Raw genomic sequence first — 17655 nt, 5'->3', positions numbered from 1 at the left:
AATTTTCAAAGCAAAAAAAAGAATTTCACCAGGAAGAAAAAAAGGCGCTCTATGAGAGCGCCTTTATAACTTACTTATGCTGAACCTAATCAGGAATTAAATTTACGTTTGAACGGAGGGCGACTGCCACCGGAAGAGTATTCTCTCTTCTCGCGGCCACCGCCACCACCTTCACTACCGCCATGCCAGCGTTTGCGAGGTCCGTCTTCTCTGCGGCCACCGCCACCGCCACCACGACGCTTATCGCCATCCTGGGACATTTCGATCCTTACAGAGCGACCGTTGTATTCTACTTTCTTGAACGCGTTGGTTACTTTATCTACCACATCGTTTTCTACTTCGAAGAAGGAGTAAACGCCTTTCAGATCAATACGGCCGATTTTATTACCACGCAGACCAGTGTTATCGCACAGGTAGCGGAGCATATCGCCGCGGTTGAAATCATCCACGGAACCGAGGTTGATGAACAGGCGGGTGAATTTACCATTTTCGCGACGTCTTTCTTCAAAACGTTTTTCTTCTTTTACGTTCAGATCTGCAGCATCCTGGTAGTATTCCAGGAACTGGTTGAATTCCAGGGAAGCGAAACGTTTGATCAACTCTTCTTTGCTCATGTTAGCAAATTCTTCGTTGATACGATCCAGGTATGGTTCAATTTGTTCTTCGTTCACAGTTACGTTGTGTACTTTGTGTACGAGACCAAACAGTTGTTTTTCACATACTGCGAAACCATCTGGCACTTCGCCTTTGGTGAATTTCTTACCAATTACGCGCTCAATCTGACGGATTTTACCGATGTCACGGCTGCTGATGATAGCGATAGAGGTACCAGATTTACCAGCTCTGGCAGTACGGCCGGAACGGTGAGTGTAGTTCTCTACGTCATCAGGCAGTTCGTAGTTGATAACGTGTGTTACGTTGTCAACGTCGATACCACGGGCAGCAACGTCTGTAGCTACCAGTACCTGCAGTGCTCTTTCGCGGAAACGTTTCATTACTTTATCACGCTGTTGCTGGGTAAGGTCGCCGTGCAGGGCATCTGCATTGTAACCATCCTTGATCAGGGATTCAGCAATTTCCTGGGATTCAATCTTGGTACGGGTAAATACGATACCGAAGATATCTGGATTGTAATCCACCAGGCGTTTCAGGGCTGCATATTTTTCGCGTGGACGTACCACGTAGTATTCGTGTTCGATATTGGCGTTACCGCTGTTTTTGTTACCTACAGTCAGTTCAAACGGATCTTCCATGTATTTCTGGGCGATACGGCGAACTTCTTGCGGCATAGTTGCGGAAAACAACCAGGTTGTTTTTTCTTCTGGGGTGTTAGAGAGAATACTGTTGATATCTTCCTGGAAGCCCATGTTCAGCATTTCATCCGCTTCATCCAGTACAGCATAGCGTACATTGTCGAAGTTGACAGCGCCACGGTCAATAATATCCAGAAGACGGCCCGGAGTAGCCACCACAATATGTACCCCTCTTTTCAGTTCGCGCAGTTGTTGTACAATGCTGGAACCGCCATAAACGGCTACGATATTTACATCTCCGAGATATTTGCTGAAATTTTTCAGATCATTGGTAATCTGCAGGCAGAGCTCGCGGGTAGGACATAATACCAGACCCTGAGGTTTGCGCAGATCCACATCAATTTGCTGGAGTAAAGGCAGACCAAAAGCGGCTGTCTTACCGGTGCCCGTCTGGGCAAGACCTACGAAATCGCGGTCACCTGTCAAAAGTGCGGGAATTGCTTTTTCCTGAATAGGGGTTGGAGCAACAAAGCCCAAATCTGTAATTCCCTTTAAGATGGACTCTTTTAAGCCCAGTGATTCAAATGTTGTCATTGATTTACATTGATCCAGCTCCGTCGGGAGCTGTAGTTAGGCCCCATTGTAAGGGGACTTTTGAAATATTTTTGCTGTTATCACAGGTCTTTTACCTGTGGCAAAGAGGCAACGCAAGCTCTTCTAAAAGCGTTGTCTACACCAGTTCTCCTTCCAGGTCGTAGTCAAATGCCTTTGTGATACGAACCTCCACGAAGTCGCCAGGTTTGAGGCGTTTGGTGGTATTGATGATCACTTCATTATCTACTTCCACAGAGTCAAATTCAGTGCGGGCAAGATACCTGCCAGACTCTTTTTTATCTACGATTACTTTGAAAACTTTCCCTACCATTTCCTGGTTTTTCTCGAGGGAAATTTCCTGTTGTACGGCCATGATATCCTGTGCACGTCTTTCTTTTTCTTCTGCCGGGATATTATCTTCCAGTTCGTAGGCACTGGTACCTTCTTCATGGCTGTAGGTAAACACGCCTACTCTATCGAACCGCATTCTTTCGAGGAAGCTTTTCAGTTCTTCTACATCTTCTTCTGTTTCACCTGGGAAACCTGCAATCAGCGTAGTACGAAGGGCGATACCAGGTACTTTTTCACGGATGGCATGTACCAGTTCCTCAATTTCTTCGCGGGTAATCTGGCGTTTCATGGCTTTCAACATACCATTGGAAGCATGCTGTAAAGGCATATCCAGGTATTTGCAGATCTTCGGTGATTCGTTCATCACATCCAGAATTTCGATCGGAAATTTAGTAGGATATGCATAATGTAAACGAATCCACTCTAATCCTTCCACCGCTGCCAGTTCGCGCATCAGATCGCCAAGACGACGCTTTTTGTACAGATCCAGACCATAGTAGGTCAGTTCCTGTGCAATGAGCATGATCTCTTTTACACCTGAATTCACGAGTTTCTTAGTTTCCTCTACCAATGCTTCAATTGGCTTGGAAACGTGCTGACCACGCATCAATGGAATCGCACAGAAAGCGCAGGTACGGTTACAACCTTCCGCAATTTTCAGGTAGGCATAGTGGGTAGGAGTACTAAGCAGACGCTCCCCTACTAATTCTGCCTTATAATCTGCATCGAATTTCTTCAGCATCAAGGGCAATTCCATCGTACCGAACCAGGCATCTACGCCAGGAATTTCGGACTCCAGATCGCCACGGTAGCGCTCACTCAAACAACCAGTAACGTAAACTTTATCCAGCTTACCACGGTCTTTGAGTTCTACTTGTTCCAGAATAGTGTTAATGGATTCTTCTTTGGCTTTATCGATAAAACCGCAGGTATTGACTACCACGATGTTGTGGTCACGTTTGGTGCTTTCATGCACCACGTCGATTTCATTGGCAGCGAGTTGACCACTCAACACTTCCGAATCAACCATGTTCTTGGAACAACCAAGTGTAATAATATTAACCTTGTCTTTCTTTAAAGTTTTCGTCTTCAAGGGCGAATGTTTTAGAGCATGCGGGTCAGAATTGTTCTGTTCCGCTTACCGCCACGAAGACACACAGACACTAACATAATAAAACAGCAGACTTACTGTACGTGACTTTGAGCCTTAGTGGGGGTTGAATTAGGAAGGTGCAAAGTTAACAAAAAGAATTGATAATTATGAAATTAAAGATAAACGACTGCAAATTAGACGCTTGCAATCGTTTAAAAATGTATTTTAATTGTTATACCTGCAAAGCCTTCATTAGCTTGTCGGCACGTCCTTTCGCCAGTTCCCGTTTCTTATGATACCACCATCTCGGAGCCATTTTGATCAGCAGATTATTCATACCGCGCAGCCCTACAATATGGTACAGTCCGTTTAATTTTCCGGCGAGTGACTGATCCATTGCCCGTAAGCTCATCGCGAAGCCGGCATTCAGGTATTCCATATGATGCCAGTAACCGCCAGGCATAAAGAGCGTATCCCCATGTTCCAGGATAGCGGTGTAACCGCTGGCATAATTCAATGCCGGAAAAGCATCCGTATCCAGGGTTTCATGCCAGTTGACAAAACTAGCGGCACTCTCCACTGTAAATGGCATACGGTAAATGTAGGGCGACTGCTTATTCTCCAGTAGCAATACTCTTTTACGACCTACAAACTGGGTATGAAAAATATGAGAGAGATCAATATCATAATGCATATGGGCAACGGAGCCTGCTCCTCCCACAAAGAGCATCGGGTACTTCTTCAGCAATCCTTTAGTCAGAAATTCCGGCCACACGAAATCATTCGTTAACTGTGGCGCATGCTGAAATATATTGAAGAGAAAAATACGAAGGGCAATAGGTCCTTTCTGGATGAGATCGAGGTAGTCGCCAAATTTGATGTAGTCATCAGCGCCGTTGACCGGGGTATTGGCATCTGCCCTGGTATTGTTGTAAACGCCAACTGTCTTGTCTCCTACAATCGACTTAAAATAGTCCCAGGTCCATTTCTCTTTGGCTGGCCAATCTTTGCTGAGCCCGGAAATAATAACTGGTATACGGAGCTCATAATAGTTTCTTTTGAATTCCTCTGGCGTAATGTTATCAACTCGATCTATGCTTTTTATATTCATAACTACGAATTGTTATTAAAGGGTGCAAAAACTACTACTCTAATTTAACAAATGGCAGGTTACGCAGCAACAAAACTGGTTGACTAGGGAAGTCAGGAATCTATGTAGCGAATATTAAGCCAACCGGTAAGCGCGGAATTATATCATTACATTAATGCAAATCTAATGTATTTGTTCGCTTACCGGTCAGAACTTTCTATTTAAAGTAAAAATGGAAGTAAGAACTATTTAAAAAATCAATAAACCTTTACAGCATTTTCAATATCAGTCGTTTACACTGAACAGAGAGTCTACAAAAGCGTGCTTGTCGAACACTTGTAAATCTTCCATTCTTTCCCCGATACCAATATACTTCACCGGAATTTTGAACTGGTTAGCGATAGCCAGTACTACACCACCTTTAGCTGTACCGTCCAGTTTGGTAATAGCGAGAGAGGTTACTTCTGTAGCGGCAGTAAACTGTTTGGCTTGCTCTACGGCATTCTGACCGGTAGAACCATCCAGTACCAGCAATACTTCATGAGGGGCATCCGGGATGACTTTCTTCATCACACGTTTGATTTTGGTCAGCTCATCCATGAGGTGCAGTTTATTATGGAGACGGCCAGCCGTATCGATAATGATAACATCTACATTTCTGGCAGCGCCACTTTGTACAGTATCAAAAGCTACAGCGCCCGGATCGGAACCCATTGCCTGTTTTACAATAGGTACGCCTACGCGCTCACTCCAAATAGTAAGTTGGTCCACAGCGGCAGCACGGAAGGTATCAGCAGCACCAAGGAGTACTGATTTTCCAGCTTTCTTGAAATTATAGGCCAGTTTCCCAATGGTGGTTGTCTTACCAACACCATTCACACCAACCACCATAATCACATAAGGCTTTTTATCTGCGGGAACATCAAAATCACGGAACCCACTATCGGGCGCATCCACAAGGATTGCTGCAATTTCTTCTTGCAACATCTTATTCAACTCACTGGTTCCCAGATATTTATCCTTAGCAACACGTTGCTCGATTCTGTCGATGATTTTAACGGTAGTATCAACGCCTACGTCAGCGGAGACGAGGGCATCTTCGAGGTTATCCAGTACTTCGGTATCCACGGTGGACTTACCAGCAATGGCACGTCCAATTTTGGTCAGGAAGCTTTCCTTTGTTTTCTGGAGGCCCTGATCAAGGCTCTCTTTTTTCTCCCTGGAAAATAGATTTTTGAAAAAGCTCATATTAGTAATAGTAAGCCTGTAATGCAGGCTGGGTCATTTTGCAAAATTCAGGCCGCAAAATACGGCTTTTCTGGGGAATTGCTTACAGTAGAGGTGGAAAGGTTTTTGCTCGCAGAGCAGCATAAGCAGCAAAGCAGACATTTGCTATTTCTCGCAAAGGGCGCAAAGGGGTAAAGGATTATGTTTTGTTGTTTGTTTATTATGTATTGTTTTAGAAGCTCGCAAAGGATTAAAGTACTATCTCACGATACTTTCAATAATCCTATATGATTCCAAAACAGTACCCAAAAAAATTTGCGGTCTTAACTAAACAACAAAACATAATCCTTTGCCCCTTTGCCCTTTGCGTCCTTTGCGAGAAACAATCAATTGCCTATCTCCGCAACAATTTCTTTGCTGCATTGCTGCTTATGCTGCTCTGCGAGCAAAAAAACTCCGCTCCACTGCGCCGCAGGCGCCTTTACATCTTTGCGCTTTTCTCTGCGACTTTGCGTGAACCACTTTCGCGTGCGACCAAACACAAAAAGCTGTCCTAGGAAAAGGACAGCTTTTGAGTATGATATTAGTAAAGCCGAATTACTTAGCGTTGATATGCTCCTGCACTTTATCTTTGTGCACGATAGCTTCTTTGAAAGTATAAGCGCCTGTTTTAGGAGAGCGCACAGCTTTCACCACTTTAGTCCACACTTTCGCTTCAGCTGCTGATTTAGCATCCTTTACTTTCGAGTTCTTTGAAACTGCTTTTGCCATTGTATTGAAATGTTTTATGGTCGATGGCTATATGGCTGGATTGCGTTACAGCCATTAACCACTAACAATTAACTATTTAATTTCTTTGTGTACAGTCACTTTCCTCAGAATAGGATTGTACTTTTTCAGCTCCAGACGTTCAGGAGTGTTCTTCTTATTTTTTACAGAGATGTAACGGGAAGTGCCAGCAACGCCTGAGTTTTTGTGTTCAGTGCATTCCAGGATTACCTGTACTCTGTTACCTTTTTTTGCCATTTTGTATACAAATTAAGTGAGTCCTTGAATTAGATTTCCTGACCAGCTGCACGCAATTCCTTCACTACTGCATACAAACCTCTCTTGTTGATGGTTCTTAAACCGTCAGCAGATACTTTCAAAGATATCCATTTGTCTTCTTCCGCCAGGAAAAAACGCTTTTTCTGCAGGTTAGGCAGAAACCTTCTCTTTGTCTTAATATTGGAGAAGGAAACATGGTGACCTGTAATCGGCTTCTTTCCTGTCACCTGACATACTCTTGCCATGATTCTAAAAATTTAGGAATGCAAAAGTCGAAATTTTTTATGGATTTAGCAAATATAATTACATGAATTTATTAACAAATTTAAAAAAACACGTCTATATGAGACTTTTTTATCCTGAATTTCGCTTTGCAAATGATTAATAATCAATTGTATATGGAGCAGATTTCCATCTGTCCCCCGATTTATATATTTTTTATAGCAATACGATCAGACTCTTCAGTACCGCTCCTAATCTTACAGCCTCCAAAACCCGCTGTGGTTCAGTACCATGCTTCACTACCGCCTCTTCATGGCTGGTAACACACATCTCACAACCATTCAACGCAGATATCATCAAACTCAGTAATTCGAAGAACTCTTTACCCAACACCGGGTTCGCCATAATACTCATACGAATACCAGCAGAGGTGGTGGTGTAAAACTCCTTATTGACAAAATGCCTGAAACGATAGTAGATATTGTTGGCATTCATCAGAGAAGTACAACTCAATACTTCAGCAATCTCTTTCTCTGTTGCTCCTTCCGCTGTCGCCAACCTCCCGAAGGATGCCTGCAAAGCCTCATGCTTCTCGTTTACGGCAACAGACAGACCTATCAGATAGGCTTCCTTCTTGCTGAGCGTAGCGGCTCCCAAAGCATTTGTAACGTTTATTTTCAGATCTTTCAGGTAACGCGCATCTGCACTTACCAAAGCCTGTAACTTTTCAGATACCGGCAGCTCCGCTAACCCCACTGTCTCTAACAATTGAATAGCAGTATCCTGATTTGTTGTTGCGAACATATGTTGTATAAGTCAGTTTAAAAGCCGGGGAAACAGGTCAACCCCATTTCCCCGGATATCAATAATGTAAGTCTGTTATTGGAATTAAGCAGTCAGCGTAGCTTCGCCTTTCTGCCAGTTGCAAGGACACAGCTCATCTGTTTGCAGCGCATCCAGTACACGCAGTACCTCTTTTACTGAACGACCTACAGACAGATCATACAGAGATACCCAACGTACAATACCCTGTGGATCTACGATGTAAGTTGCACGGTAAGCTACTTTTTCGTTTGATTCCAGAATACCGAGCTCTTCTGCCAGAGATTTGGAAGTATCTGCCAGCATTGGAAACTGCAGTCCACGCAGATCTTCGTGATCTCTTCTCCATGCAGCATGTACAAACTCACTGTCTGTAGATGCACCAATCAGTACCGCATCACGGTCTGCAAAATCCTGCGCATGTTTGTTGAACTCAGCAATCTCAGTTGGACATACAAAAGTGAAGTCCTTAGGCCACCAGAACATTACCATCCATTTGCCAGAGTTTTTCAGTTCTTCTGAAGACAGCTCATAAAATTCTTTACCTTTCTCAATAGAAACTACAGCCGTTTTTTTGAATTCGGGAAACTCTGACCCTACGGATAAAATAACATTTTTCATATCTATATTCGATTTTTGATTTGTTTGCCTGCGATATTTTTTCTTTCGACGCCGCAAAGATCACTTTACATTCATTATTAATCAAATAGATTTTTAAAATGCCGCATTGAGTTTTTCTATATATGCCCACTTTCCCCACCCTGGCCCATTATTTCCCTCTACCCGCGCGTATAACCAATTATTTAATCATCTTCCTCACATTTTTATGGTATTTCCGTAACTTTTTGGCACACTATTTAGTTATATAAACGGACACAATTTAAACTAGCATGGAAATGAAAAAGAAATATTTACTACTTGTGATCGTAACGGTTGGACTTGCTTTGATTCCGTTTATTAAAAACAGCATCATTAAACAGGATGAATTTGACGCAACCAGAGATCTATTCATCTGATGTTTAGCGGGTCCCTTAGTGCCGTTCAAAACTTCCCCAAACTGGGGTCAGGCTCCCATTTGCTCTTAGGTTCATAATGCTGCCAAATCGCATAACCCACCTTCCGCAATAACTGCCAGGCTTCATTATCCTTGTTCCAGCTTTGATCTGCATTATTCTTTGTGGCGATACAATACACATAATCGCCATGGGGCGCGTTGACCATTATCACCTCTGATCTCGATTCATCTACTGCTCCATTTTTTGATGCAGTTCTGATATTTTCAGGAACCTGAAGTATGCCCTGGGCATCCCAGTAATTACGCGTCAGGTTCCTGTACATCCGCTCACTGCTCGCAGGATCTATCACCTCTCCCTTATAAATCATCTCCATCAGTCGGGCCATTTCCCGGGGAGATGTTTGTCCCCAGCCAAATTCCTTTCGATTTGCTTCCCTGCCTGCCGTCCTGGAATTCACGCGCAATACCTTAAAGCCATTGCTTTCCAGCCACGCGTTAATCGTTGTGCCCCCACCAGCAAGCGATTGCAGCCATAAACTAGCCGTATTATCGCTCATGGTCAACATCAGCATCACTACCTTATCCAGATCTATTTTCTGGCTATCTTTAAACGATCCCAGGATATCCAGTCCCGGATATAACAGCGAATCCCGATACACCAACTGTTGATGATAATCCAGTTCTCCTTTTGCAATTTTGTTGAATATACCCACCTGAATGGTCGTTTTGATCATACTGGCAGTGGGAAAAATCGTATCTGCATTGATACAAACTTCTTTTCCCGAAGGCAAATGATGTACATAAATGCCTGCCTGACCATGAAAATCTTTGAGTAATTGCTGTAAAGTGGCTGTCAGCTTTTTATCGGTTTGCTGTGAACGGCCTGCAAGGGTAAACAGGCAGCAGGCCAGCAGTAGAGAAAGTGTTTTCATAAGGGGATAAAATACAAAAAATCCTTCTCAACAAAGTCGGGAAGGATTTTTTCGGGAGATGAAAGTCGCTCTGCCATCTATATGACTCATCAGGTAACGTTATTGATCAGATCTGCGAAATTGCGGATACCTATCTTTTTGGAAGTGGTATATCCTTCTGCAAACTCCACTCCTACCATTTTACCCATCATTTTAGCGCGGTATACTACGCTATCGAAGAAGCCGGAGGAGGAAATATAAGTTTGGGGTTCATTGTCCTTTGGCGCCAGGAATTGGGAAGTAAATGCTTTGATGGCTTCCAGTTTGCGATCCATTACCGGACTGATGTCTAACACAAAATCGGGCTCGATATAACGGTCCTGGATAAAATGAAACACTTGTTTAGGACGCCATGCATCTTGTTCTACGCCATCGTGCTGGGTGGACACTTTACGCAGTCCTGCCAGGAAGCAGCTGTCTGCTATCAGTTTGGCAGCGCGACCATGATCCGGATGACGGTCGTCAATAGCATTGGCCAGTACTATTTCCGGACGGTATTTGCGGATGGCTGCAATAATAGCCATTTGTTCCATGGTATCGTTACGGAAAAAGCCATCGGCCAGGCCCAGGTTTTCCCGTATTTCCAGGCCCATAATTTTTGCAGCTGCCTGGGCTTCCTTTTCCCGGAGTTCGGGAGTACCACGGGTCCCCAATTCACCGCGGGTAAGGTCAACAACGCCTGTCTTCATTCCATTCGCTGCATGCATCATCAGTGTACCGGCACATCCCAACTCCACATCGTCGGGGTGTACCGCTATCGCGAGTATATCCAGTTTCATACGCTAAAAATTGAGATGCAAAGATACGGATCAATCTTCGGAGCTGGTGATAGCTACTCCTGCTTTCCTGTCGGAGATATGATATTTCTCTTCCAACTCTTTAGCAGTCAGCACTTTCAGGCTGATGAAGGATTTCCGGTCTACCACAAACAGCCGGGCTTCATCATTGGCCTGTACTACTTTATCGTTTACTATAAAGCAGATGGCGCTATCGGAGGGATATTGTTTTCGTAAGCTATCGTATGCGGGAGACACGGATCGGAGGAAATTGCTCACGCGCTTACGGGCAAAGGGCTTGGTTTCTATGTATACGACTCCATTCTCGGCCTGGCTGCCATACAGCAGCACTGCTTTCTTTCCTTTGGCAATGGTCATCAACCCAATATTATCTGGCGTAAGGCCGGTCATAATACCGGGCGTCACCTTAACGCTGTCCAATACATATACGGGATCGTCATTGCCAGTTTCCTGTGCGAAAACGGCAGTGGGTAACAAAAAAGCGGCGAGTATTAATAAGCGGAATCTCATTCAGCGAAGGTACGTTTTCTTAATTATAGGCACGGTAATGCTGGTATAGTTCCAGCTCCTGCACGATGTCTTCAATATCTTTATCTTCCTGTTTGTCGTAATCACTTTTCAGGTTTCCCCCGAAGAAAAAGGCCACTGTTTGCCAAATGCGCGCATTGAAGCCTCCTTTCAGCTCTTTGATGATCTCGTAGCAGTTCTGGCCGGTTTCCCGGTTGATGAGCTTCATGAGGACTTTCCCCTGGTAAACGGAGAGATTGGTGAGTTTATCTCCAAACTGGGCTTTCAGTTCCTTCTCTTTGCTGGCGAGATAGGCTTTTCTGGCGCGCCCATTCGGCAGTTTGGCCAGTTCCACATTCACATCCTTCAGGATGCGGGCGGCCGACTTAGCATAGGGATAGGTGACATATACGGCATTCCGTAATCTTGTCCAGCGTTCCCTTTCTTTGGCCAGTCTTCTGGGGAGCTTATCTACCACGTCAAAAATGGCCAGCGTGATTACCGGAATCGTGTCTTTCCCTACCACGATGGCATGCAATGCAACCGTATCCGCTCCGTGGGCTTCCTGTGCGAAAACCGGGCGGCCATACGTGGCAAAAGCCAGTATCAGGGATAAGCAGAAAATTACCTTTTTCAGCGGACGCATAAGCTTTAAAACGCTCCTTACTATGGGAATGTTACCACAAGTTAATTAAAGATTTGACATTTCTTACAGGGAGTTTACCGGCTGCATTTTCAGGACATGAATCGCGAAACTGTCGATATCCCTCGTTACTTCCGGAACTGCCTTGCTGGTTAAAACGGAGCCTAATACATGCGCGCCGGCTCCTGGCACGGGGATGGCCGCTTTCAGGCTATCCGGCGTACCCAGTTCTTTATACATCTCCAGGATGGCGGATACTTTCACTGTTGGGTCCTGATGTGTCTCATCCTTGTAATAGTACAGGTTGAGTACAGGCTGGTGTACCCGCTCAAATGTCTTTTTGGTCATGGTGGTTTCCAGCAGTTCTTCCAGTTGCACGACCGCTTCCAGGCGATAACGGTTATCCCAATACTGATGCATCACCTGGCTGGTATCCTTGCCTTCGCGGAAATCGCCGCCGGTGATGAGTCGCGCAAGCTGCAAACCCCAATGATCATTGGCCAGGAAGGCGTATTTATCGTTGATGGCGATATTGGGCGACATATTAATCAACGCATACACGTCATTAGGGTATTCTGCGGCCAATTTAAGCGCTAGCGTGCCGCCAGTGGAAGTACTCATCAGAATCACTTTATCTCCCAGAGAGCGGCCTATCATCAGCGATTTCTTCGCGTCTTCCCATAACCCATCGGCAGTCATATTCAACAAAGGGTTGGGCGATTGCAAGCCGTGGGCATTGAGTCGGGACAGATAAAGATTACATCCAAACTTCTCTGCAAAATCCCGATGCACGGGGTTTCCCTCTTCCTGGCTGGCGGAGAAGCCATGCAGGTATACCACTGCATAGGGTGTACGCTTATGGGGCGTATCTACCCAAACGATCCTGGCCTCGTTATCCGGACGCACCGGTTGAGTGGCCTCACCTGCACGGATATACGCATCTAAAGAGTCCGGTTGCAGCGGAACGATGGGAAGGTGCAGGTCATAAGCTGGTGTGGAGGGTTTGGGGCCCAGCAGATAAATAATGCCCAAGGTGGATATCACTATCAGGAATATACGAAACCTGCGTTTCATAACCGAGGATTTTATTACTATAAATCTAGGAAAATATTACGGTTAAAAATCGCATAAAAAAATGGTGTCCCAACATTGTGGAACACCATTTAAAAATTTATTAATGACGAATGTCGTTATACTTTTTGTTTGGCAGGCTCTTTTGCTTTTGCAGCGCCGGTTTTGCCGCCTTTATTCAGTTTCACTCTGTAAGCGATTGCGATAAAGGTACCTACAATCATCACGATAACGCCTAACCACAATACGTTGATGTATGGGAAAACGATCGCTTTCATGATGATATAATCGCTGTTGGAATCTGCTTCTTTCACTTTAATCTGCACTTTGTTTTCGGCAGGCAGGATTTTGCTGAAGCGAACCTGGAGGGCAAGTGGCGCCAGGGTATCTTCGATGCTGTACTGATAAGCGCTGTCGCGGATCAGGTATACTGGTTGCAGTTTGAAATGATCATCTGTCTGCGTGAATACTTCCAGGTCTGCACCTACAGCCAGATCGCCGGCTTTCGCCTCATAATTTCTGTTAGACACTTTGGTGTTGATGTCTTTCAGGATCATGAATCCTTTGGAGAAGAAGATTGAGTCACCTGGTTTTACCTCATGTGATACATATTTGGTAGAATCATCGGCAGGCGCATTTTTATCTTTCAGCGGCGGTGTAGCAGTGATATAGGTGAAGATATCTCTGTCCAGGTAATGTCTGGAAGAAGGATTGGAAGTCAGTGCATTTTCTTTGGTATTGACAAATGCATTTGGATAGAGGCGGAAGTGCTCTACTATTTTACCTGATTTATCCTTACGTTCATAATCTACTTTGAAGTACACTTTAGCATCTCCGGTAGCGGAAGAATCGCCCACATAAGTAGCGTGGTATTCGCCCATTTCAACAGGTACTCCCAGCGGCAACATGATATTTTCGCGGGCATTCTGTTTACTTTCTTTACGGAAGATGTCCTGGCTCAGCATTTTCATTTTATCCAGGGAGATGACTTCCTTCTTTGCAGAAGAGAGTAATGCGCCCAGGAGCACCATACCAAAACCAACGTGAGCGATAGAAGCGCCTGCTGATTTCACTTTCCCTTTCAGGCCGATGAAAATATACATGAAGTTACCTACCACTGCGTAGATGCTGGCGAACAGCATGAAGTAAATCGCAGCCAGGAAACCAGCGCCATACTCAGTAAAGTGAACGCCACCAGCGAAGATAATTGCCAGTGTAGCCACCAGTGAAATAGCTGTAGGCAGCAGCAGCTTGCGGGTGAGCTCGCGGCGAGGCGTATCCTTATATTTCATGAACTGAACCAGCGCAGTGAGGATACCCACGATGATCGCCAGCCAGATCTGGATTTTATTGTAATGGAACATCACATCAGAAGGAGGCGCCATCTGATCTATTTTGAGCAGATTTCTCAGACCGGTGATATCCAGCAGTTTATTCCATACCGGAATGGAGGTGGTGAAGGTAATCTGGATAGCTGCGATCAGCAGTACCAGCGCGCCTACAAACAGCCAGAATTCGCGGGAATAAGTGCTTTCTTCCTTGTTTACCGTAGGAATCTCTTTCCTCCGTGCAATCATGATCCAGATGGAAGGAACGGTGAATACAGCCATGAAAATCAGGAGCTGGCCGCTCATACCCAGATCGGTGAAGGAGTGTACAGAAGAATCACCCAGGATACCGCTTCTGGTAAGGAAGGTGGAATACAGGATGGTAATGAAAGAGATAAAGAAGAAAAATACGGTAGATTTCAGTGCATGGCCAGTAGATTTATAGGCCAGGCAGGTATGTACGCCTGCTACCATGCAAAGCCATGGCACCAGGGATGCGTTTTCTACAGGGTCCCAAGCCCAGTAACCACCGAAGTTGAGAGACTCATACGCCCATGCCGCGCCCATCATGATACCAAGACCAAGAATGGCGATAGCAAACAGGCCCCAAGGCAGGACTGGTTTGGTCCAGCCGGTATAATCGCGGGTCCAGATGCCTGCGAAAGCGAAGGCAAACGGAACGATGGTAGAGGCAAACCCCAGGAACAGTACAGGTGGGTGAATCACCATCCAGTAGTTCTGGAGGGTCAGGTTGAGCCCGTTACCGTCTTTGATGAAGCTGAGATATTCGGCAGACTGGAAAATAGGCGCTGCCTGGTTTTCTTCTGCCTGGCGCAGGAGCATGAATGGGTTGCTACCTACTTTATAACCGAGGATAAAGATACCGAGCAGCATACTGCTCATCATCAGCTGAGAAATGGAAATAACAGTCATTACCGGGGTTTCCCATTTACCGCTGGTGCGGATGAGGACAATACCCAGTACGCTGTTCCAGATGCTCCACAGCAGGAAGCTACCTTCCTGATCGGACCAGAGGCTGGAAAAGAGATATTGAACAGGCAGGTCGCGGGAGGTATTGCGCCATGCGTATTTGTATTCAAAAAAGTGATTATACAGAATATAGAACAGGCAGCAGAAAATAGCCAGTACTGCTATGGATTGAATAAAAAAGCTCCATCTGCCTACCTTTTTCCAGGATGCTTTTGCCGATTCTTCTTTATTTACCACGGCGCAATAGTAGGATACGGATGCTACCATTGATGCTACAAATGCCAGGACGGCAAAGAAGTGACCGAGTTGTCCCAGTAATAAATGTTCCCCTACAAACTTCATGATTTCTACAGCTAAAGATTAAAGTGTCTGATTGCCAACTGCTACCTGGTCGTTTTTATATTTGGATGGACATTTCATCAGGATTTTGTTGCAATGAAATTCCTGTCCTTCCATTTTACCAGTGAGTACTATTGATTCCGCTTTTTCGAAGTCAGTAGGTTTGGCGCCATAAAACACCACCCGGCGAGTTTCTCCGGTTTTATCTTTTACATAGAAACTAAATAAGTTGGCATCTTTCTGTGGATCGTAGCTCATATGCTGAAGCGTATCTAGCGTGCCGATCACATGGAACTCCTTCCCTTCTTTCTGTCGGGCGGTTGCGAATGTTTCATAGGTACTGAAATCACCCACCATGGTAATAATCACCCCTATTGCCACCGCAATAACCACCAGCAGTATAATATTTGTTTTTTTCATATGAAAATAATCTTCCCTATTGTCGTGATACAAGCTGCAAAACCCTCCACCAGTCTATCTTTCAAACCCATTGCAAAAAACCTGTATTTATCTAATCCTAAATAATGCCGCAAAATTAACGCAAAATGGTCTTCGGAAGTCAAAATTTATATAAAAGGCAATTCTTTTTTAATGAAAAGGGGCGGTAAGTAAACATATATTATCTTTGCGCGGAATTTTGAATTTAGAATTTTATCATGGCTGATTTATCTCAATTTGACCCGAACTCAGTTGGGCTGTTGTCAAACAACATTTTCGGGCTGCCTTTTCAGGAAGATGATGCTCGACTGGTACTGTTGCCAGTACCTTGGGAAGTGACTGTCTCCTATAGTAATGGTACTGCCCGTGGTCCGGAGCATATTTTCAGGGCTTCCCTGCAGGTAGACCTCTACGATTCAGACGTAAAAGACGGCTGGAAACAGGGATTCTTTATGCGGGAACCAGACAAACACCTGCTGTTGCGTAGTGATTACCTGCGTAAAGAAGCGGAGCTGTATCTGAAATTCCTGATGGAAGGTGGTGATATTTCAGAAAATGAGTTTCTGAAAAAGACCCTGGTAGACGTCAATAATGGCACCAGAGCGATGAACGAGTGGGTATACAATCAAACCCGCGAACTCCTCTCTAAAGGTAAACTGGTAGGCCTGATAGGCGGTGACCACAGTACTCCTCTGGGCTTCTTTAAAGCTATCGGCGAGCATAAAGGCGATTTTGGTATTCTCCAGATCGATGCACACTGTGATCTGCGCGACAGCTATGAAGGTTTTAAATATTCACATGCCTCTATCATGTTCAATGCGCTGGCGGAAGTTCCACAGTTACAGAAACTGGTGCAGGTAGGTATTCGTGATTATTGCGAAGAAGAAGTAGACTACATCAACGATAGTAATGGTAAAGTGGTTACCTTCTTCGATAAGGATATTAAAGAAAGACAATTCGAAGGCGAGACCTGGAAATCTATCTGTGATAGCATCGTAGATACTTTGCCACAGCAGGTTTACATCAGCTTCGATATTGACGGACTTGATCCGAAACTGTGTCCGCACACAGGTACGCCGGTAAGCGGTGGTTTCGAAACAGAACAGGTTTATTACCTTTTCAAACGTGTGATCGCCAGCGGTCGTCAGTTGATTGGTTTTGACCTGAACGAAGTGAGCGCTTCCCACGACGAATGGGATGCTAACGTAGGCGCACGCGTACTGTTCAAACTCTGCAACCTCCTGGTGAGCGCCAACAAATAAATACTACTGCATGTACAAACTGCGTATTATACATCCCAATGCCAATAACAGGTTGAAATTACTGCCTGTTATGCATGGCATAGTGGGAGTGCTGTTCCTGGTGAATGCCATTGGCATTTACCGGGGAGCTCAGCCCAATTGGTTTCTGGCTACCTTCTTTTTCCTGGTAGGGCTCGCCAGTCTCCTATTTCCTTTTACTGCCAGGAAGTTTAAAAATTTCCCGGCAGCCAATATTATGGCGCGCATCGTACAGGTATTCATTTGCCTGACCGGTAGTCTCTACTTCCTCTCCCACCTGGCCCCCACAGCCGCTTTCATGCTGATTGTGATTGGTGCAGGCCTGGGGTATATTGCCTGGTCGGAATACAAGGTATTTCAGCCGGCATTTATGCAGCTGGACAAGACGGGCATTACTGTTCCGACAGCTTTCACTCCAAAGGTGATTGGCTGGAACGAGCTGAATAACGTAATTTTGCGTAATGACCTGCTGACGCTGGATTTTAAATCCAACAAAGTATTACAGCTGGAACTGGTAGAAATGCCAGCGCCGGAAGAAAGAGACGCACTGAACGCATTTTGCAAAAGCAGGATCTGA

The 17655-nt window shown here is 45.0% G+C and carries 19 protein-coding genes; 3 read left to right on the top strand and 16 right to left on the bottom strand.

Features of this window, described 5'->3' with window-relative positions:
* Positions 1 to 89: 89 nt before the first annotated feature.
* The 4 genes from CLV59_RS14155 to ftsY all read right to left on the bottom strand — a co-directional run bounded on the left by CLV59_RS14155 (position 90) and on the right by ftsY (position 5629).
* Positions 90 to 1847 carry a DEAD/DEAH box helicase gene (locus CLV59_RS14155; protein WP_111592693.1) on the bottom strand — a complete coding sequence of 586 codons (1758 nt, stop codon included), beginning with the start codon at positions 1845 to 1847 and terminating at the stop codon, positions 90 to 92.
* A 136-nt stretch (positions 1848 to 1983) separates the two neighbouring features.
* Positions 1984 to 3291, bottom strand: coding sequence for a 30S ribosomal protein S12 methylthiotransferase RimO (gene rimO, locus CLV59_RS14150; protein WP_111592692.1), 1308 nt, complete (start codon positions 3289 to 3291; stop codon positions 1984 to 1986).
* A 232-nt stretch (positions 3292 to 3523) separates the two neighbouring features.
* Complete coding sequence (locus tag CLV59_RS14145) at positions 3524 to 4402, bottom strand: cupin-like domain-containing protein (RefSeq protein WP_111592691.1); 879 nt, start codon at positions 4400 to 4402, stop codon at positions 3524 to 3526.
* A gap of 264 nt (positions 4403 to 4666) precedes the next feature.
* A complete protein-coding gene (gene ftsY, locus CLV59_RS14140; RefSeq protein WP_111592690.1) occupies positions 4667 to 5629 on the bottom strand; it encodes a signal recognition particle-docking protein FtsY in 963 nt (320 codons plus the stop codon).
* Between the two features lie 266 nt (positions 5630 to 5895).
* Between ftsY and CLV59_RS14135 the strand changes: the two genes are divergently transcribed.
* A complete protein-coding gene (locus tag CLV59_RS14135) occupies positions 5896 to 6165 on the top strand; it encodes a hypothetical protein (RefSeq protein ID WP_111592689.1) in 270 nt (89 codons plus the stop codon).
* Positions 6166 to 6205: 40 nt separating this feature from the next.
* Here CLV59_RS14135 and CLV59_RS14130 read toward each other — a convergent pair whose 3' ends face one another.
* The 12 genes from CLV59_RS14130 to CLV59_RS14075 form a co-directional block, all read right to left on the bottom strand.
* Positions 6206 to 6379, bottom strand: coding sequence for a DUF4295 family protein (locus CLV59_RS14130; RefSeq protein WP_111592688.1), 174 nt, complete (start codon positions 6377 to 6379; stop codon positions 6206 to 6208).
* A 72-nt stretch (positions 6380 to 6451) separates the two neighbouring features.
* On the bottom strand, positions 6452 to 6634 hold the full coding sequence (rpmG, locus tag CLV59_RS14125; RefSeq protein WP_111592687.1) for a 50S ribosomal protein L33: 183 nt from the start codon (positions 6632 to 6634) through the stop codon (positions 6452 to 6454).
* A 29-nt stretch (positions 6635 to 6663) separates the two neighbouring features.
* Positions 6664 to 6900, bottom strand: coding sequence for a 50S ribosomal protein L28 (rpmB, locus tag CLV59_RS14120; protein ID WP_073086206.1), 237 nt, complete (start codon positions 6898 to 6900; stop codon positions 6664 to 6666).
* 193 nt (positions 6901 to 7093) lie between these two features.
* Positions 7094 to 7681 carry a carboxymuconolactone decarboxylase family protein gene (locus CLV59_RS14115; RefSeq protein ID WP_111592686.1) on the bottom strand — a complete coding sequence of 196 codons (588 nt, stop codon included), beginning with the start codon at positions 7679 to 7681 and terminating at the stop codon, positions 7094 to 7096.
* A gap of 84 nt (positions 7682 to 7765) precedes the next feature.
* On the bottom strand, positions 7766 to 8320 hold the full coding sequence (locus tag CLV59_RS14110) for a peroxiredoxin (protein ID WP_073086202.1): 555 nt from the start codon (positions 8318 to 8320) through the stop codon (positions 7766 to 7768).
* Positions 8321 to 8740: 420 nt separating this feature from the next.
* Positions 8741 to 9646 (bottom strand): serine hydrolase, encoded by a 906-nt coding sequence (locus CLV59_RS14105; protein ID WP_111592685.1) that lies wholly within the window; start codon positions 9644 to 9646, stop codon positions 8741 to 8743.
* Positions 9647 to 9735: 89 nt separating this feature from the next.
* Positions 9736 to 10464: a bacillithiol biosynthesis deacetylase BshB1 gene (bshB1, locus tag CLV59_RS14100; protein ID WP_111592684.1), complete on the bottom strand. Its 729-nt coding sequence runs from the start codon at positions 10462 to 10464 to the stop codon at positions 9736 to 9738.
* Between the two features lie 30 nt (positions 10465 to 10494).
* Positions 10495 to 10992 (bottom strand): hypothetical protein, encoded by a 498-nt coding sequence (locus tag CLV59_RS14095; RefSeq protein WP_111592683.1) that lies wholly within the window; start codon positions 10990 to 10992, stop codon positions 10495 to 10497.
* A gap of 19 nt (positions 10993 to 11011) precedes the next feature.
* Positions 11012 to 11635 (bottom strand): DUF4294 domain-containing protein, encoded by a 624-nt coding sequence (locus CLV59_RS14090; protein ID WP_111592682.1) that lies wholly within the window; start codon positions 11633 to 11635, stop codon positions 11012 to 11014.
* 63 nt (positions 11636 to 11698) lie between these two features.
* Positions 11699 to 12706: an alpha/beta hydrolase gene (locus CLV59_RS14085; RefSeq protein WP_111592681.1), complete on the bottom strand. Its 1008-nt coding sequence runs from the start codon at positions 12704 to 12706 to the stop codon at positions 11699 to 11701.
* A gap of 116 nt (positions 12707 to 12822) precedes the next feature.
* Positions 12823 to 15363, bottom strand: coding sequence for a cytochrome c biogenesis protein CcsA (ccsA, locus tag CLV59_RS14080; protein ID WP_111592680.1), 2541 nt, complete (start codon positions 15361 to 15363; stop codon positions 12823 to 12825).
* A gap of 18 nt (positions 15364 to 15381) precedes the next feature.
* The gene (locus CLV59_RS14075; RefSeq protein ID WP_111592679.1) at positions 15382 to 15780 is read right to left on the bottom strand and encodes a cytochrome c maturation protein CcmE domain-containing protein; all 399 of its coding nucleotides are present in this window, start codon (positions 15778 to 15780) and stop codon (positions 15382 to 15384) included.
* 236 nt (positions 15781 to 16016) lie between these two features.
* Between CLV59_RS14075 and CLV59_RS14070 the strand changes: the two genes are divergently transcribed.
* The gene (locus CLV59_RS14070) at positions 16017 to 17060 is read left to right on the top strand and encodes an agmatinase family protein (protein WP_111592678.1); all 1044 of its coding nucleotides are present in this window, start codon (positions 16017 to 16019) and stop codon (positions 17058 to 17060) included.
* Positions 17061 to 17070: 10 nt separating this feature from the next.
* On the top strand, positions 17071 to 17655 hold the full coding sequence (locus CLV59_RS14065) for a hypothetical protein (RefSeq protein WP_111592677.1): 585 nt from the start codon (positions 17071 to 17073) through the stop codon (positions 17653 to 17655).

Source organism: Chitinophaga dinghuensis, assembly GCF_003259435.1.
GTDB classification, from domain to species: Bacteria; Bacteroidota; Bacteroidia; order Chitinophagales; family Chitinophagaceae; genus Chitinophaga; species Chitinophaga dinghuensis.
The sequence above is the reverse complement of the archived record's forward strand: the minus strand, read 5'-3'. Positions and strand labels throughout refer to the sequence as shown.

Bases quoted from the DNA above. Each gene is read 5' to 3' on its own strand.
- CLV59_RS14155 (WP_111592693.1), bottom strand. From the start codon at position 1,847: ATGACAACATTTGAATCACTGGGCTTAAAAGAGTCCATCTTAAAGGGA.
- CLV59_RS14145 (WP_111592691.1), bottom strand. From the start codon at position 4,402: ATGAATATAAAAAGCATAGATCGAGTTGATAACATTACGCCAGAGGAA.
- ftsY (WP_111592690.1), bottom strand. From the start codon at position 5,629: ATGAGCTTTTTCAAAAATCTATTTTCCAGGGAGAAAAAAGAGAGCCTT.
- CLV59_RS14135 (WP_111592689.1), top strand. From the start codon at position 5,896: ATGATTCCAAAACAGTACCCAAAAAAATTTGCGGTCTTAACTAAACAA.
- CLV59_RS14130 (WP_111592688.1), bottom strand. From the start codon at position 6,379: ATGGCAAAAGCAGTTTCAAAGAACTCGAAAGTAAAGGATGCTAAATCA.
- rpmG (WP_111592687.1), bottom strand. From the start codon at position 6,634: ATGGCAAAAAAAGGTAACAGAGTACAGGTAATCCTGGAATGCACTGAA.
- rpmB (WP_073086206.1), bottom strand. From the start codon at position 6,900: ATGGCAAGAGTATGTCAGGTGACAGGAAAGAAGCCGATTACAGGTCAC.
- CLV59_RS14115 (WP_111592686.1), bottom strand. From the start codon at position 7,681: ATGTTCGCAACAACAAATCAGGATACTGCTATTCAATTGTTAGAGACA.
- CLV59_RS14110 (WP_073086202.1), bottom strand. From the start codon at position 8,320: ATGAAAAATGTTATTTTATCCGTAGGGTCAGAGTTTCCCGAATTCAAA.
- CLV59_RS14105 (WP_111592685.1), bottom strand. From the start codon at position 9,646: ATGAAAACACTTTCTCTACTGCTGGCCTGCTGCCTGTTTACCCTTGCA.
- bshB1 (WP_111592684.1), bottom strand. From the start codon at position 10,464: ATGAAACTGGATATACTCGCGATAGCGGTACACCCCGACGATGTGGAG.
- CLV59_RS14095 (WP_111592683.1), bottom strand. From the start codon at position 10,992: ATGAGATTCCGCTTATTAATACTCGCCGCTTTTTTGTTACCCACTGCC.
- CLV59_RS14090 (WP_111592682.1), bottom strand. From the start codon at position 11,635: ATGCGTCCGCTGAAAAAGGTAATTTTCTGCTTATCCCTGATACTGGCT.
- CLV59_RS14085 (WP_111592681.1), bottom strand. From the start codon at position 12,706: ATGAAACGCAGGTTTCGTATATTCCTGATAGTGATATCCACCTTGGGC.
- ccsA (WP_111592680.1), bottom strand. From the start codon at position 15,363: ATGAAGTTTGTAGGGGAACATTTATTACTGGGACAACTCGGTCACTTC.
- CLV59_RS14075 (WP_111592679.1), bottom strand. From the start codon at position 15,780: ATGAAAAAAACAAATATTATACTGCTGGTGGTTATTGCGGTGGCAATA.
- CLV59_RS14070 (WP_111592678.1), top strand. From the start codon at position 16,017: ATGGCTGATTTATCTCAATTTGACCCGAACTCAGTTGGGCTGTTGTCA.
- CLV59_RS14065 (WP_111592677.1), top strand. From the start codon at position 17,071: ATGTACAAACTGCGTATTATACATCCCAATGCCAATAACAGGTTGAAA.